Consider the following 15,753-nt stretch of genomic DNA (forward strand, 5'->3'; position numbering starts at 1 on the left):
TGCCGCCCGCGTCGGTGCGATAGCTGGCCGCGTGCCTGGCAGACGACAGAGCCATCAAGCCTGGATGCCGCGTGATAACTCCGACACCAGGCAGCTCAACCCGCTGATCGCGGGGCCGCATCGCTCTCCGGCCGCTGCCGCGGCCTCCGGCAAAGCAACCTGACCGCGCCGTACCGGAAGGCCACGCCGGGTTCTGCCTGCACGGCGTCGAAGGCTGCCGCCATCGCCTGCGCCATGTGCGCGGTCGCATAGCCGTGCGCCAACATGCGCTCGGCGCCGGACGCCAGCAGCTCGCGCAGGTACCGAAGCTGGTCCGCCCGGTTGCGCGTGGCATCGCTGCTAGTGATGACGAGTCGGGGCTCTTCCGCCAGCACCTCGGCGCCCAGGGATGCTGCAATGCCCCTGAGCGTATGCCCGACGAAGGGATCGCCGCCGCCGACCTCGGCCTGGCAGCGGTTGAAGGCATCCCACCAGGCAGTGATGGCCGGTTGCGGCGGATCGAAGCCGAAGGTGCTGTTGTCCACTTCGGTCAGGATGACCCGGCCCGTCGGCTTGACCACGCGCAGCAGCTCCCGCACCACGGCCGCGGCGTCGCCCACATGCTCCAACAGCCAGATGGTCATGCCGACGTCGAAGCTGTCGTCGGGAAAGGGCAGGGCGCGGGCGTCGCCCTGCACCAGGCGGATGCACTCGCGCTCGGCGAGCCACGCCCGGCCGGCTCGCAGGTGGACGGCGCTGAGGTCGAGGCCCGTCAGCGCCAGGTGTGGGGCGCGCCGCGCGATCAGGTGGAGCTCGGCGCCGACGGCGCAGCCGACCTCCAGGAGGTTGTGATCGTCCGAAAAATCGAGCCCGCCAAAGACGGGGTTCGCGAGCATTTCCGCTTGCTCGATCAGGCGCAGGCGTTCCGCATCGCTGAAGCCGTGGATGTAGTGTTCGGACATCGCTCTTCGCCTGGCTGCCGGTCTCGGGGCATTATCCGGGGTCCGTGGTGCCCAGTGAAACTCGGCGTCCCCGGGGTGGCCGGTTCGTCGGTGGTCTTCGGGGCTTGTCCGGGTCTTGTGGTGGATTGAGCCTTCGGCTGGGTTGATCTGGGAGTGAGGCTTGTGGGGGTCGTGACGGTGGAGATTTCGAGCCGCGTGGACTCAGCGCGGCCGTGGCATCGGCATGGATCAGCGCGCACGGTGCGGTTCGGTTGAAGACCGCAACCACACCACCGCCAATCCCGCCAATACGATGCAAGCGCCGCCGGCAAGCTCTGCCAGGCTCAGCGCCTCGCCCGCCAGCAGCGCCGCGGAGACGGCGCCGACGATCAGCTCGAACAGCAGCAGCACCGATGAGCGTTGCAGCGGCAGCCTGCTGATGCCGAACTGGGTGGCCGCCGTCATCGCGCTCATCCAAATCATGCCGATGCCGACCGCGGCGACCATGGCCCACCAGGGCGCGGCAAAGGTCGACCCGAGCCCCAGCGCCGCGGCACCCGCCAGCGGTGGCACCAGCGCGCAGGTCGCGAGGTTCTTGAGCGCCCCGGGCAGGTCGTGTCCCGCGCGCAATTGCACGTTGGTGAGCGCGAACAAGACCCCCGCAACCAGCCCCAACAGGTCAGCGGGGCTGAACGTCGGGAGCAGACCCTCGCCGGCACCGGGCACGTCCGACAGCAGCATCAGCCCGGCGCCGAACAGCGCCAGCACCAGCGCTGGCACCGTAACCGGCACAATGCGCTCGCCCAGCAGCACCCGCCCCAACAGCACCGCCCAGAGCGGCGACAGATAGAACAGGATCAGCACCCGTGCCACCTCGCCCTCGATCATGCCGAGACCGAAGGCGATGCCCGCCAGCGCCGCCGACAGGCCGATGCCGAGCAGCCGCCAGCGTGCGGCCAGCAACACCCGCCACTGCCCACGCGCCAGCACCGACAAGGTCCCGGTCGCGCCGATGTAGATCAGCGTCAGCGCCCAAAGCCCGCCGAGCCCCGCCTGCTCCAGCCACCGCAGCGGCAGCCAGTACAGGCCCCAGAGGGTGGAGCCGGCGAGCATGATGGGGACCACCAAGCTTTGTCTTGCATGCTCGACAGCGCCCCTGGTTCGTGCGCTCTTGCTGCGGGCTAGAGTCCGGTCGAGCTCCGTCACTCGAGTTGATTGATCACGCAATCGATGGCCGGGCCGTTGTCGCCGGCGGGGTAGGCGGTGTTGATGCCTTGCCGGTAGGTGTCGGCGCCGATCTCGCCGGTGCCGAGCTTGGCGGTCAGGTCGATGAAGGTGGTGTCGTTGTTTTCGACGCTCAGCAGGTAGTCCATGGGCTGGGTGCCGATGGTCAGACGGCCGCAGGCGGTGTCTACCTTGTTGAGGAAGGCGTTGCTCGCGGGGCCTTCGGGGGCGAACAGCCCGCCGCCGCAGCCGGCGAGGGCGATGAGCGTGGTCACGGAGGCAACGGTGGCGATTCGGTGCGCCATGGGGTGACTCCTGGCATCGAGGTGGATCGGCGGGCGCAGCATAGCCGACGGGGTGTCGCTGCTCCAGCGCGCCGGTGCGGGCGTTGCCCGCACAGTGGTCGATGGGCTCGCGGGCATCGTGTCCGTGCCCGGAATCGGCGACAATCGCCGCATGACTTACGAAGATTCAGATTTCATCGACGACGCGCCCGCTGAGCCCAGCAAGAGCGCCCGCAAGCGCGAGCGCCTGGCGTTGCAGGACTTGGCGGAGGAGATGCTGGGGTTGCCGCGGGCGGAGCTGGAGGGGCTTGGCCTCGGTGCCGATACCTGGGTGGCCATCGACGAGACCGCGCGCATCAAGGATCGCCGTGCCATGCGCCGGCACATCAAGCGGGTCGCCAACTGTCTGGCGCGGGAGAACACCGAGCCCCTGCAGACCCTGCTCGACGCCCGCGCGGAGAAGACCCTGCAGGCGGCCGCGCGCCACCACCAGTTGGAGCGCTGGCGGGCGCGGCTCATCGACGAGGGCGACGCGGCACTGACCGAGTTCCTGGACGCCTATCCCGATGCGGACCGCCAGCAGCTGCGCAACCTGGTGCGTGCCGCGCAGCGCGATGCGGCACGCGACCGGCCGGACGCGCCGCGCAAGCTGTTTCGGCTGCTGCGGGAAGTGGTGGACGCCGCCGGCCACTGACGCCAGGCGAGAAGCGCGCAGGAACCGCGGCATCAGAGTGCGATTCAACAGTGCGCACGTGCCGAGACCGTCTCAGATCATTGTCGTAATCGTGATCTCAACCGTCCGGATATTCGACCACGACCGCGACCACGAGGGAGCCCGGCCTCGGAATTTCCGCAGCAAAGACTGGCCCCCAGCCCCCAGCCCCCAGCCCCCAGCCCCTAGCTTCTAGCTCCTCATTAAGTTGATGAACGAACAGCTCTTCCATACCGCCGCGACGGTCTTCGAGGCGGCGTTGCGCGTGCCGGTGCTGCCCGACGGACACCGCGCCGCCCGTCTGCACGGGCATAGCTATCGCGCTCGGGTGTGGGCCGCGTTGCCGCCGGGCTGGGCCGCTGCCGGGGATGGCTTTGCCGGCGGCGAGACGGACGCGCTGGGGGCGGCGCTCGCCGCGGCCGTCGCGCCGCTCGATTACGCGGACCTGAACGCGCACCTGCCAGCGCCCACCGATGAGAACCTCGCGCGCTGGGTGCACCGCCGGCTGGCCGGGGCGGGCGTGCCCGGCATCGCCACGGTCGGCATCCGCAGCACGGCCGACACCGGTGCCGACCTGGCGCCGGACGGGCACGCGCACCTGTGGCACCGTTTCCGCTTCGAGGCCGCGCACCGGCTGCCGCGGGTGCCGGAGGGCCACCCCTGTGGGCGCATGCACGGGCATGGCTTCGAGGTGATCCTGCACGTGGACCAGGCGCTGGGGGAGCAGGGAGCCGATGCCGACATGGGCATCGACTTCGACCGCATTGCGGCGCTCTTCGCGCCCTTGCACGCGGAGCTCGACCACGCCTGCCTCAACGACATCGCGGGCCTGGAAAACCCCACCAGCGAGCTGCTCTGTCGCTGGCTCTGGCAGCGGCTCAAGCCGCAATTGCCGGCGCTGTCCTGGGTGACGGTGTACGAGACGGCCACTGCCGGCTGCCACTTCGACGGCGCGCACTACCGCATCTGGAAGGAGCTGCGCTTCGAGTCCGCGCTGCGCCTGGAGCAGGCGCCGGAGGGCGACGGCCGCCGCCGCCTGCACGGGCACAGCTATGTGCTCAGGCTGCACCTGAGCGCGGAGCTCGACGATGTGCTCGGCTGGACGGTGGACTACGGCGACGTGAAGGCGCTGTTCAAGCCCGTTTACGAGCGGCTGGATCACCACCGGCTCGACAGCCTCGTCGGCCCCGCCGGCGCGGACCCGGCGGGGCTTGCGCGCTGGATCAGGACGCAGGCGGCGGCGGATCTGCCGTGGCTCGGGCGCATCGACCTGCAGCAGACGCCGGGGTGTGGTGCGGTGCTGTGCTGGGGCGAGCTGGGGCCGGCGCTGCCCGTGTAGGCTGTGTCCGCCGTGTCCCGTGGCTACAGCGTCAAGGAGTGCTTCCTGACCCTGCAAGGGGAGGGCGCCCGTAGCGGTCGCGCGGCGGTGTTCCTGCGCTTTGCGGGCTGCAACCTCTGGTCCGGGCGCGAGCAGGACCGCGCCGGCGCCGTCTGCGACTTCTGCGACACCGACTTCCGCGGCACCAACGGCCCCGGTGGGGGGCGCTTCGCCGATGCCGATACGCTCGCCGGCCATGTCGCGGCCGTCTGGGGCGCGGATGATGCGGAGCGCTACGTGGTCTGCACCGGCGGCGAGCCCCTGTTGCAGCTCGATGCGACCCTCATCGACGCGCTGCATGCCCGCGGCTTCGAGATCGCCATCGAGAGCAACGGCACGCTGCCGGTGCCCGCCGGCGTGGACTGGATCTGCGTCAGTCCGAAGGCCGACGCGCCACTGGTGCAGCAAGCCGGTGACGAGCTGAAGCTGGTCTACCCCCAGCCGAAGGCGCCGCCGGAGCGGTTCGCGCACCTGAGCTTCGGCAACTTCTACCTTCAGCCGATGGATGGACCGCGGCGTGCCGAGCACACGGCCGCGGCCGTGGCCTACTGCCTGGCGCACCCGCGCTGGCGGCTGAGCGTGCAGACCCACAAGCTGATCGGCATCCCGTGAGCCTGCCCATGCCGGTGGCGGGGGTCGCGGCCCCGGCGAGGTTCGGCTGCATGCCTGGATCGTGCGGGCCGACGCATCGACGTCGAGCCGGTCGCTTTCGGGGACCGCGTCGTGCCAGCGCCAGGCGAGGCCCGGGCCGGCTGCAGCAGCCGGCCGACCGTCGGACATGGCGGCCGGACCGGATCAACGTCGTCGCGTTGCGTGCGTGAATCCGGGCGATGCTCAGCTGGTTTCCGCGGAGCGCGCGTATTCGCCGGCCGCGGCTGCCGTTTCGCGGGCGCTGACGCAAACCCGGTCTCTGCCTTGCGCCTTGCTCCGATACAGCGCCCTGTCGGCGCGCAGGATCAAGGTCTCCGGACGGTTGGTATCGCTCGGTACCAGCGCCGCAACGCCACAGCTCAAAGTGACCACGGGCTTGATGGGGGAGGCCGCGTGCGCAAGCGCGAGCCGGGCGACGTCGGTCCTGATGCGCTCGGCAATGGCGATGGCGAAGTGAGCATCCGTCTGCGGCAGCAGGAAGGCGAATTCTTCGCCGCCGAAGCGTACCGCGGCGTCTACATCGTAACGCGTGATCGCGATCAGCACGCCGGCCACGCGGCGCAGGCAGTCATCGCCGGCCTGGTGGCCGTAGGTATCGTTGTACTGTTTGAAGTAGTCGATGTCGCAGAGGATCAGCGCGAGGGGTGCGCCGAGGTGCCGATGCCGATGCCACTCCGTGCTCAACCGCCGATCCAGGTAGCGGCGGTTGTAAAGCCCGGTCAGCGGGTCGGTCAGCGCAAGCTGCTGCAGCTCGTTGTTGGACAGGACCAGTGCTAGCTCCGCGCGCTTGCGCTCGCTGATGTCCAGCGACGAGCCAACCAGGCGATAGATGTGTCCATCGTCGTCGCGCAGGGGAGAGACCTGGGTCAGCCACCAGGTGGGCTCGCCCCCGCGCTTCAGACAGGTCTCGTAGCGCACCACCTGGCCGTTCTGCGCGCATTGGCGGTAATGCACCGCGGGGAGATCGGCATGGGACTGCGCCGCCGGGAGGTCGCCGAGCTGCTTGCCGATGAGGTCCTGCTCCTTCATGCCGGTGGCCGCCATGTAGGCGGGATTGACCGCGGCATAGCTGAGGCGGCCTCGGCGCGCATCCACGTCCACGAGCACGAGCGGCATCTGGATGCCGTCGAGCACCGTCTGCAACTCCTGCTTGCGGCGGCGCAGACGCTTTTCGGCGTCCGTGCGCCTGGCGACCTCGACACGCAGGCGACGGTTGGCGGCGAGCACCACGGCGACGACGGCGAGCGCGACCAGCGAGACCCCCGCGATCCAGAGCGCCAGGTCACGCGGGCGGATGCCGAAGTCGTAGCGAACCGCCATCCAGCGGTTGCGCAGCGCCACCTTCTCCTGCGGCGACATGCTGCGCAACGCCTTGTTGATCAGGCTGGCCAGCTCGGGCCAGTCGCGGCGAATCCCCATCGCGTTCGCGTGCGCGCCGAAGGGTGTCGGTGCGGCCACCTTCAGGTTGGCGAGATTCATGGTCGCGATCAGGTAGGCGCCGACGGTGAGATTGCCGATGTAGGCGTCCGCCTCGCCGCTGGCGACTGCCAACAGGCAGCGCTCGACAAGCGGTTTGCCGGAGACGGTCGTGACGATGATGTCGGGGTATCGCTGCGCCAGGAGCTCACGCATCGCGAAGCCCTCCGGGACGATCACGGTCCTGCCGGCGAGGTCTTCGATGCCGGAGATGAAGGGTGCATCGGTCCGCGTGAAGATGACCCACGGCGGGGACAGGTATTCGTCCGTGAACACCATGTACCGGCGCCGCCGCGCGGTAATCTTGGCCGTCGGTACCATGTCCACGACTTCACGCCTGCGGATGTCCGCGAGCGCCTCGGGCCAGCTCACACGATCGTCGGTGACGTAGGTGTAATCGATCCCGTAGCGACGAAAGATGCGCTCCAGGTAATCGATGGCGATCCCTTCGACGCGGCCGTGGTCGATCATCATGAAGGGCGGCCAATCGCCGACCCGCACCCGCACCTGGTGGCCCGCGGCGAGCCAGCGCCGTTCTGCCGCGGTCAGCGCGATCGATCGGCCCGCGTCCGCGGGGTCGTCAGCGCGCGGGTCGCCGACGGCGTGTCGATCGGGCGCGGCGCCGGCAGCCATTGCGCCGGTGAGCGGCTGGCCGCCCGTGGGCTGGCTTTGCGCTGCCTGCGCCATCGCCGTCAGTGGCAAGCCGGCGGACAACGAGGCAGCGAGCAGCGCGGTTGCGATCCAGCGTCTTGTTCGCATCATGCTGCCCCCGCGTCGACGTTTGGTGTGAGCCTTCGGCCTGCTCGGCGAGGGCTGCAACCAGTAGGCTCGCCCCCGGCGCATTGGTCGCGGGACGAGCCGTAGCTCGGGGCACGACTTGGACCCCATCGGCTGGACAGCCGATGGGCGAACGAGATTTACCGGCGAATCTTACGATACCGGCGGCTGATGAGGGTGTTTACCCGATGCAATGGTAATAATTTCGCCTAATAGGTCGGTCGTGGGCCGAGCGCATGCGCAGTGCCGGAGACTGGTACCCCGTTTGAGCCAATTTTGCAGGGCGCCAACCCGGGGCGGGCCGGAGCCGAGGAACCTGGTCGAGGTCTCCGCTCGTGGTCGTGGTCGTAGTCGTGGTCGTGATCGAATATCCGGGCGGTTGAGGTCGCGACAACGACAACGAAAGCGCCTTTAGGAGAAAGGCTGCACCAACCGCCGCTCCGCCTCTGCATATTTCTCCGCCGTTTTGGCGATGATCTCGGCAGGCAGCTCGGGGCCGGGCGGGGTCTTGTCCCAGTCCAGGGTCTCCAGGTAGTCGCGGACGAATTGCTTGTCGAAGCTGGGAGGGCTGGTGCCGGGGCGGTATTGGTCGGCGGGCCAGAAGCGGGAGGAGTCCGGGGTGAGGACCTCATCGATAAGATGCAGGCGGCCGTCGTCGTCGAGGCCGAATTCGAACTTGGTGTCGGCGATGATGATGCCGCGTGTTGCGGCGTAGTCGGCGGCCTCGGCGTAAATGCGTAAGGAGATGTCGCGGATCTGCGCGGCCAGATCGGCGCCGATGCGCTCGGCGATATGCTGGAAGCTGACGTTCTCGTCGTGGTCGCCGACGGCGGCCTTGGTGGAGGGCGTAAAGATGGGCTCGGGCAATCGGTCCGCCTGGATCAGGCCGGCGGGCAGCGGGATGTCGCAGACGCTGCCCGAGCGCTGGTAGTCCTTCCAGCCGGAGCCGATGAGGTAGCCGCGCACGATGGCCTCCACCGGCAGCGGCCGCATACGGCGGACGACGATGGCGCGCTCGCCGAGGGCTTGGCGCTCGGCGGCGTCGGGCACGACCTCGGTCAGCGGGACCTTGGCCAGATGATTCGGCACCAGCGATGCGGTGCGGGCGAACCAGAAGTTGGACACGCGGGTCAGCACCGCGCCCTTGCCGGGGATGGGCTGCGGCAGCACCACGTCGAAGGCCGAGAGCCGGTCCGTGGTGACGATGAGCATGTGCGCATCGTCGATGCCGTAGATGTCGCGCACCTTGCCGCGGTTGATGAGCGGCAGGTGCTCGAGATTGGACTGAAAGAGGGCGTCGGGCGTGGCGGTCATGGTGTCGGGCCGTGCTGGTCGCGGGTTCGGGCTCTGGCTTGGGCTCTAGGGTGCGGCGGGTGCTCGGTTGCCCCTGGTGCGTGGCTGCTGCGACTATAGCAGCCGGGCCGGACGCTCGGGTTGGCCGCGCGGCCAACGCGCCCGGCCGGACCCTGACATGCATCGGGTCAGCGCCAGCGGCGCTTGCCATGTGCAGCGATGACTTCCGCCCGCCCGCGGCGCCGCGCCCCCAGCCTGCCGGTTGCCGCTGCTGACGACGTGACCGAGCCCGGCTGTCGATCTGATAATCACGACTGCCCGCCATGCGGGCGATGAGAGGCGACGATGCAAGCGATCGATCCGCGCATTCGCGCTTTCGGGTGGGTGAGGCCGGCGTCGCTGGCTGTGCTGGTCGTCCTCTGTCTGTCGGGCGCCGGTAGCGTCTGGGGTGAGGCGGTGTCCAAGCGGCTCGAGATAGTCAACGGCTGTGATGAGCCGATCTGGATCTTTTACCAAGTGGGCAGCGGTGGGGGCAGGCTCGCGGCGCCCAACCAGCACAAGCTGGCAGCCAAGGGCGACTCCATCGCTTATGACATCCCCGACAAGGGGCTCGCGGGGACTCGATTCTGGCCGGGAATGGGCTGTGACGAAGCGGGCCACGATTGCACCATCGGCCAGAGCGGTGGGCCGGCGTCCGACGGCTTTTCGTGCCCGCCGACGGTCGGCTGCGCGCCACCGATCGACTCCAAGTTCGAGGGCACGTTCGGCTGTCTGCCGTCGGTGCCGGAGCGCGATTGCCAGAAGAATCCATCGGGCAGCGGCGTGCTCCCAAGGGCGGATGGCTGGGATACCAGCATGGTGGATGGCTATACGCTGCCCTACAAGCTCAGGGTGACGCCGCCGGCTGGGCAGGTCTGCACCGCGGCACCCGAGAACAACGTCATTGATTGCGCCGCGCTGACAATGGACGCGTGCCCGAGCGATGAGGACCTGAGCAGCAACGGCAAGTACCCGGATCTGGCGCACCAGGATCTCGTGCTGCACGTCCCGGATGAAGATGGCGCCGCGACCACGGCGGTCGCGGGATGTCTCGCGCCCTGCACCAAGCTGACGGCCGCGAACTGGCAGAGCCTTCCTCATCCGCCGTTCAACGGCAAGACCTATCGGCCAGCGGACCCGCAGGCCGCCGACTATTGCTGTCCGACGCCGCCATTCTCGGCGGACGCCTGCCGGAAAGGTCCGGCTGCCGGCACGGACTATGTGAAGCGCATTCACCAGGACTGTCCGAATGCCTATGCGTATGCCTACGACGACGTGGAAGGGAATTTCCGCTGTCCCGCCGGAACCGTCTATACGATGACCTTCTACTGTGATGATTGACGCCCAAGCGCCAAACCCCACGGCGGACGCCGATGCCTTTCTGGCCGCCTTTCGCGGCAGCTTCACGTCGGCGTTGCGCTGGCATCAGTTGGACGCGCTGTGGGATGTGCTGCGCGCCGATGCGGACGGCGGCTGGTATCTCTACGCCATCGGCGAGCCGCCGCCCGCGGCCTCGGCCGATGGCGAGCAGGTGCGCCGCTTCATCGCCGAGATCGACGCGCTGCTGCGCCGCGAGCACGACGAGGACTTCTGCGGCATCGTCTACGCCGACGACCGCGAGCGGCCCGGATTCGTCAAGATCTATGACCCGAGCAACCTCGGCGTGGTCTGCGGCTTCAGCGACAACCCGCCGCTGCCGGGCTGGACCATGAGCAAGCTGCGGCCGGTGGACCTGCCCGCCGCGCAGCCGGCGCCACGCAATCGCCGGCGCTGGTGGCAGCGGCTGTTCGGGTGATGGATCTGCCCGACTGAGATCCGGGCGTCCGCTCGCCGCGGCGCCGACCGACCGCTCGGCCGCCGTCGTTGGCCCGGGTCCGTGCCGTTCGGCGGGAAACACCTGGTGCGGTCGGGGTCATTGACCCCTGCCGATGGACTGCCTATGGTCACTTGTGTCCATCACCACTGATCCGGAGAACGACAATGCCAAAGCAGATCATCCACACCGACCAGGCGCCCGAGGCCATCGGCACCTACTCCCAGGCCGTGCGTGTTGGCGACACCGTCTACCTGTCCGGTCAGATCCCGCTGGACCCCGCCACGATGATGCTGGTTGGCGGGGACATGGAGCTGCAGACCCGCCGCGTGTTCGACAACCTTCAGGCGGTGGCTCGCGCGGCGGGCGGCGAACTGTCCGACGTGGTCAAGCTCAACGTCTTCCTGACCGACCTGTCGCACTTCCCGCTGGTGAACCAGGTGATGTCGGAGTATTTCGCGGCGCCTTATCCGGCGCGCGCCGCCATCGGCGTCGCCAGCCTCCCGAAGGGGGCGCAGGTGGAGATGGATGCGGTGATGGTGCTCGGCGGCTGACGGCGAAGCATCGACGCACGCGGGAGCGTCGTTTGTGGGAGCGCCGTCCTCGGCGCGATCAACGGCCATGTCGTATCGCGCCGGGGACGGCGCTCCCACGGCGGCGCGCCGGCGGTACAGGACATCACGGCGAGCCTTGACAGCTGAGACAAGCAACGGCTTTCCGGCTAACATCCATCCCGGCATCAATAAGATACAGCGATCCGACATCAGTCGATCACCGGGGGGACCCAGATGCGCCGCTCGCCGCTCGTCATCGCCGCTTTTGTCACGCTGCTGCCGCTCGCCGGCTGCGGCTCCAATCCGTCCAAGAATGCGCCCGAGGCCACCCTCGCCAGCGCCCACGGCAAGGCCCACCGGGGCGTCGGGCTGCGGCCGGTCAAGTTCAGCAACACGCCCAGGCTCACCAGCGGCCCCTATGCCGGGCGGGCGGACGTGGAGCGCTTCATCGACCGCATGCAGGCCAGGGGCTACACGCGCCCGGAGCTGGTGAGCATCTTCTCCCGCGTGCGGCCCGATGACTGGATCATCGAGTACATGAACCGCCAGTGGCGGCCGTCGTCCGGACCCAACGGTGCCTGGACCCGCTACCGCGCCCGCCACATCACGCCGGCCATGCTGGCCAAGGGCTCGGCGTTTTGGAATCAGTACGCGGCGGCGTTGGATCGGGCCTCCAAGAAGTACGGCGTGCCGCCCGAGTACGTCGTCGCCATCATCGGCATCGAGACCAAGTGGGGCGGTTACATGGGCAAGCACCGCATCGTCGATGCGCTCTCAACCCTGGCCTTCGACTACCCGCGCCGCGCCGATTACTTCAGCGACGAGCTGGAGAATTTCCTGGTCATGGCCCGCCAGGAGGGCTTCGATCCCTTCCAGCCAGTGGGCTCTTTCGCCGGCGCCATGGGCTACGGGCAGTTCATGCCGTCCAGCTATCTCGCGTACGCGGTGGACTTCGACGGCGACGGCCAGCGCAACCTGTGGAACAAGGAAGACGCCATCGGCAGCGTCGCGCATTACTTCCAGCAGCATGGCTGGAAGACCGGCGAGCCGGTGGCGGTGCCCGTCAGCGCCGCCTCGCCGGGGGTGCTGGAGACCGGCTTCCGCTCCAGCTACCCGGCGGGCCGGCTGCAGGGCCTGGGCTTTCGCGCGCCCGTCTCCCTGCGGGATGGCCAGCGGGTGAGCCTGCTGCAGCTCGACGCCGCCGGTGGCTACGAATACTGGTTCGGCTTCGACAACTTCCGGGCCATCACCGAGTACAACAACAGCACCTATTACGCGATGACGGTGCATCAGCTCGCGCAGGCGCTGCGGGCGCGCCACGGTGGGCGCTACGCGAAGACGACGCCGGCGGCCGGTGCCGCGGCGGCGCATCCGGGCTGAGGATGCTCTCGCGGTGGCCATCGGGCCGGTCCGCCCGCGGCGGGTGGACGCGCGGCGCGCTCAGCCGTCTCCCTGCACCGTCACCACCACCTCCCGGCGCTGCCGGTCCGTGCGATGCTCGTACAGGAACACCCCCTGCCAGGTGCCGAGCGCGCAGCGGCCGTCGCTGACCGGCAGGGTGAGGTCCATGTTGGTCAGGATGGCGCGTACGTGGGACGGCATGTCGTCCGGCCCCTCGGCCGTGTGGTGGAACAGCGGGTCGCCGTCCGGCACCAGCCGGGCCAGGAAGGCCTCCAGGTCGCGGCGCACCGTTGGGTCCGCGTTCTCGCACAGCATCAACGAGGCGCTGGTGTGCTGCACGAAGACGTGACAGAGTCCCGTGCGGATGCCGCTCCCGCGCACCGCGTCCTGCACCCGCCGGGTGATATTGGTGGTGCCGCGGCCGTCAGTGGCGACCTCGAACCGCGCTTGATTCGTTTGCATGGCCGTGCCTCCGCCTACCGATCGAAGTAATGCCCAGGTCACCGCCCGGCCAGTCCGGGCGGTCGATGAGCTCACCGGATTGGATCAGATCCCGGTCACCGGCCTCAAGCGGGTCGGACCGAGACTCGCCGAGCGGTTGCACAAGCTCGGCATCGAGACGGTTGCCGACCTCCTGTTCCACCTGCCCGCCCGCTACCAGGACCGCTCCCGGCTGCGGCCGCTCGGCGCGCTGCGCGATGGCGACGAGGCGCTGGTGGAGGGCATCGTCGCCGATGCGCAAATCGGCTACGGCCGGCGCCGCTCGCTGAAAGTCTGGCTGCGCGATGAGGCCGGTGGCGGCCTGATGCTGCGCTTCTTCCACTTCTCGCGGGCGCAGATGGAGGCCATGCGGCCCGGCCGGCGGCTGCGCTGCTTCGGCGAGGTGCGGCAGGGGCCGCAGACGCTGGAGATGGTCCACCCGGAGGTGCAGCAGCGCCCGGACCATGACGACGACGGCGCGCAGGACGGCACGGCCGTGGATGTGCCGCTGACGCCCATCTACCCCTCCACCGAGGGCATGCAGCAGATCTCCTGGCGCGGCCTCACGGACCAGGCCCTGGCGTTGCTCGCGGTGCACCCGCAGTCGCTGGCGGACCTGGTGCCGGCGGCGATCGCCGCGCCGCTCGGGCTGCCGGCGCTGCATGAGGCCCTGCAGACCGTGCACCGGCCGCCGGCGGACGCCGCGGTGCAGGCGCTGGTGGAGCGCACCCACCCGGCGTGCCTGCGGCTCGCCTTCGACGAGATGCTCGCGCATCAGCTCGCCCTGCGCCGCCTGCGCCGCGAGCGCCGGCACCTGACCGCGGTGCCGCTGGGCGGCGACGGCGCGCTGCGCCGGCGGCTGATGGAACGCCTGCCGTTCGCGCTGACCGGTGCGCAGCAGCGGGTGGTGGACGAGATCGCCCGGGACATGGCCGGCATTCAGCCCATGATGCGGCTGCTGCAGGGCGATGTCGGCTCCGGCAAGACCGTGGTGGCGGCGCTGGCGGCGCTGCAGGCCGTCGAGTGCGGCCGGCAGGTGGCGCTGATGGCGCCCACCGAACTGCTCGCCGAGCAGCACTTGAAGAGCCTGGCCGGCTGGCTCACGCCGCTCGGCATCGACGTCGCCTGGCTCTCCGGCCGGCACAAGGGCGCCGAGCGGGCGGCCATCCTGGCGGACCTCGCCGCCGGCACCGCGCGGGTCGTGGTAGGCACCCATGCCCTGTTCCAGGCCGACGTGCAGTTCGCCGAGCTGGGGCTGGTGGTCATCGACGAGCAGCACCGCTTCGGCGTGCACCAGCGCATGGCCCTGCGCGAGAAGGGGGTCGAGCAGGGCCGGCTGCCGCATCAGCTCATCATGACCGCCACGCCCATCCCGCGCTCGCTGGCGATGGCGGTCTACGCGGACCTGGACCTGTCCGTCATCGACGAGCTGCCACCGGGTCGCACGCCCATCACCACCGCCGCGGTGCCGGATACCCGCCGGGACGAGGTCATCGAGCGGGTGCGCCGTGCCTGCGCCGCCGGCCGTCAGGCGTACTGGGTCTGCACCCTGGTGGAGGAGTCCGAGGCGCTGCAAGCGCAGGCGGCCGAGGACGCGGCGGCGGACCTGCGCGAGCGGCTCGGGGGGCTGCGCATCGGCCTGGTCCACGGGCGCGTCAAGGCCGGCGAGCGCGAGCCCATCATGGCCGCCTTCGCCGCCGGCGAGCTGGACCTGCTGGTGGCGACGACGGTCATCGAGGTGGGCGTGGACGTGCCCAACGCCAGCCTGATGATCATCGAGAACCCGGAGCGGCTCGGCCTCGCGCAGCTGCACCAGCTGCGCGGGCGGGTGGGGCGCGGCCGGGTGGAGAGCTACTGCCTGCTGCTCTACCACCCGCCGCTGACCGCCGCCGCGCGCGAGCGGCTCGACATCCTACGCCGCGAGACGAGTGGCTTCGCCATCGCCGACGCGGACCTGAAGATGCGCGGTGCCGGCGAGGTGCTCGGCACTCGCCAGGCGGGCATGGCGGCCTTCCGGCTCGCCGACCCGCTGCGCGACAAGGACCTGGTGCGCGCCGCCCAACGCGGCGCCGACCGGCTGCTGGAGGACGAATCCCGCTCCGGCATCGATCGCGTCACTGCCCTGATCCACCGCTGGCTCGGCAACCGCGATGACTACGGTCGGGTCTGAGGTCCGGGAGCGCCGTCACGGGAGCGCCAGCCCGCGCAAATTAGGAAATAGGGTCAGGTCTTGCAATCAAGCATTCTCGCGCCGCTTGTCAACATTGCTGAGGCTGAGGCTGCGGGCTGCACCTGTCGGAGCCAGTCGGGGTGCGGGTGAGCGATCTCGACTACGAGTGGAAAATGGGGGCCGGTCTTGCAATCAAGCATCTCTGCATCGCTTGGCAATGGTCGATTGCAAGACCTGACTCCGTTGATACTCTTTCTCTATCGATTTGCCGGACGGCAGACCCTGCATGATGTTTCCTCGAACAGGGCGAGACAGGAAGGTTCTCAGCAATAAGTCAGCAGAAAACGGTTCGCTTCGATTCCACGGAAAAAGCGAAACGCAGCGCGCCATTGTGCAATAGCCAAAGACCACTTGGGCCCAGGTTCCGATGGTGGGTATCCAATAAACGATCTGCAACGGCATCGGCAGGGCGATGAGTAGCAGCATCAAGTACCAAAACCGGACTTGGAGGGGGAATGCGGTCAGGCTGCGCTCACGAATCGCAAAATGGATCAACTGAAATACGGTAAGGCCGATGGCCA

15 protein-coding genes are annotated in these 15,753 nt (G+C 69.1%); 8 read left to right on the forward strand and 7 right to left on the reverse strand.

Features of this window, described 5'->3' with window-relative positions:
• Nucleotides 1-95: 95 nt before the first annotated feature.
• From LJE69_RS12870 to LJE69_RS12880, 3 genes are all read right to left on the reverse strand, one after another.
• Nucleotides 96-941, reverse strand: coding sequence for a class I SAM-dependent methyltransferase (locus LJE69_RS12870; protein WP_296925640.1), 846 nt, complete (start codon nucleotides 939-941; stop codon nucleotides 96-98).
• Between the two features lie 228 nt (nucleotides 942-1,169).
• Nucleotides 1,170-2,048 carry a DMT family transporter gene (locus LJE69_RS12875; RefSeq protein ID WP_296925643.1) on the reverse strand — a complete coding sequence of 293 codons (879 nt, stop codon included), beginning with the start codon at nucleotides 2,046-2,048 and terminating at the stop codon, nucleotides 1,170-1,172.
• 74 nt (nucleotides 2,049-2,122) lie between these two features.
• Nucleotides 2,123-2,449, reverse strand: a complete 327-nt coding sequence (locus LJE69_RS12880; protein WP_296925645.1) for a hypothetical protein — start codon at nucleotides 2,447-2,449, stop codon at nucleotides 2,123-2,125.
• Nucleotides 2,450-2,600: 151 nt separating this feature from the next.
• Here LJE69_RS12880 and yjgA point away from each other — a divergent pair, with 151 nt between their 5' ends.
• The 3 genes from yjgA (at nucleotide 2,601) to queE (ending at nucleotide 5,130) form a co-directional block, all read left to right on the forward strand.
• Nucleotides 2,601-3,122: a ribosome biogenesis factor YjgA gene (gene yjgA, locus LJE69_RS12885; RefSeq protein WP_296925648.1), complete on the forward strand. Its 522-nt coding sequence runs from the start codon at nucleotides 2,601-2,603 to the stop codon at nucleotides 3,120-3,122.
• A 229-nt stretch (nucleotides 3,123-3,351) separates the two neighbouring features.
• Nucleotides 3,352-4,479: a 6-carboxytetrahydropterin synthase gene (locus LJE69_RS12890; protein WP_296925650.1), complete on the forward strand. Its 1,128-nt coding sequence runs from the start codon at nucleotides 3,352-3,354 to the stop codon at nucleotides 4,477-4,479.
• A gap of 3 nt (nucleotides 4,480-4,482) precedes the next feature.
• Nucleotides 4,483-5,130, forward strand: coding sequence for a 7-carboxy-7-deazaguanine synthase (gene queE / locus LJE69_RS12895; RefSeq protein WP_296925651.1), 648 nt, complete (start codon nucleotides 4,483-4,485; stop codon nucleotides 5,128-5,130).
• Nucleotides 5,131-5,352: 222 nt separating this feature from the next.
• Here the strand turns inward: queE and LJE69_RS12900 are convergent, their stop codons facing one another.
• Both LJE69_RS12900 and LJE69_RS12905 read right to left on the reverse strand, forming a co-directional pair.
• Nucleotides 5,353-7,407: a diguanylate cyclase gene (locus LJE69_RS12900; protein WP_296925652.1), complete on the reverse strand. Its 2,055-nt coding sequence runs from the start codon at nucleotides 7,405-7,407 to the stop codon at nucleotides 5,353-5,355.
• A 426-nt stretch (nucleotides 7,408-7,833) separates the two neighbouring features.
• Nucleotides 7,834-8,736, reverse strand: a complete 903-nt coding sequence (locus LJE69_RS12905) for a phosphoribosylaminoimidazolesuccinocarboxamide synthase (protein ID WP_296925654.1) — start codon at nucleotides 8,734-8,736, stop codon at nucleotides 7,834-7,836.
• Nucleotides 8,737-9,060: 324 nt separating this feature from the next.
• Between LJE69_RS12905 and LJE69_RS12910 the strand changes: the two genes are divergently transcribed.
• The 4 genes from LJE69_RS12910 to mltB all read left to right on the forward strand — a co-directional run bounded on the left by LJE69_RS12910 (nucleotide 9,061) and on the right by mltB (nucleotide 12,501).
• Nucleotides 9,061-10,095, forward strand: a complete 1,035-nt coding sequence (locus LJE69_RS12910; protein ID WP_296925656.1) for a thaumatin family protein — start codon at nucleotides 9,061-9,063, stop codon at nucleotides 10,093-10,095.
• Nucleotides 10,088-10,549: a hypothetical protein gene (locus LJE69_RS12915; RefSeq protein WP_296925658.1), complete on the forward strand. Its 462-nt coding sequence runs from the start codon at nucleotides 10,088-10,090 to the stop codon at nucleotides 10,547-10,549. The genes LJE69_RS12910 and LJE69_RS12915 overlap by 8 nt, the downstream gene beginning before the upstream one ends.
• A 185-nt stretch (nucleotides 10,550-10,734) precedes the next feature.
• A complete protein-coding gene (locus LJE69_RS12920; RefSeq protein WP_296925660.1) occupies nucleotides 10,735-11,121 on the forward strand; it encodes a RidA family protein in 387 nt (128 codons plus the stop codon).
• A 234-nt stretch (nucleotides 11,122-11,355) separates the two neighbouring features.
• Nucleotides 11,356-12,501 (forward strand): lytic murein transglycosylase B, encoded by a 1,146-nt coding sequence (mltB, locus tag LJE69_RS12925; protein ID WP_296925662.1) that lies wholly within the window; start codon nucleotides 11,356-11,358, stop codon nucleotides 12,499-12,501.
• Nucleotides 12,502-12,561: 60 nt separating this feature from the next.
• Here mltB and LJE69_RS12930 read toward each other — a convergent pair whose 3' ends face one another.
• Nucleotides 12,562-12,984, reverse strand: coding sequence for a secondary thiamine-phosphate synthase enzyme YjbQ (locus LJE69_RS12930; RefSeq protein WP_296925664.1), 423 nt, complete (start codon nucleotides 12,982-12,984; stop codon nucleotides 12,562-12,564).
• A gap of 79 nt (nucleotides 12,985-13,063) precedes the next feature.
• On the opposite strand from LJE69_RS12930, the gene recG reads away from it, so the two are divergent.
• Nucleotides 13,064-15,172, forward strand: a complete 2,109-nt coding sequence (gene recG, locus LJE69_RS12935) for an ATP-dependent DNA helicase RecG (RefSeq protein ID WP_296925666.1) — start codon at nucleotides 13,064-13,066, stop codon at nucleotides 15,170-15,172.
• A 192-nt stretch (nucleotides 15,173-15,364) separates the two neighbouring features.
• On the opposite strand, the gene LJE69_RS12940 is transcribed toward recG, so the two are convergent.
• On the reverse strand, nucleotides 15,365-15,753 hold a 389-nt coding region (locus LJE69_RS12940; RefSeq protein ID WP_296925668.1), incomplete at its 5' end, for a hypothetical protein.

The organism is Thiohalocapsa sp. (assembly GCF_022340605.1).
GTDB lineage: Bacteria > Pseudomonadota > Gammaproteobacteria > Chromatiales > Chromatiaceae > Thiohalocapsa.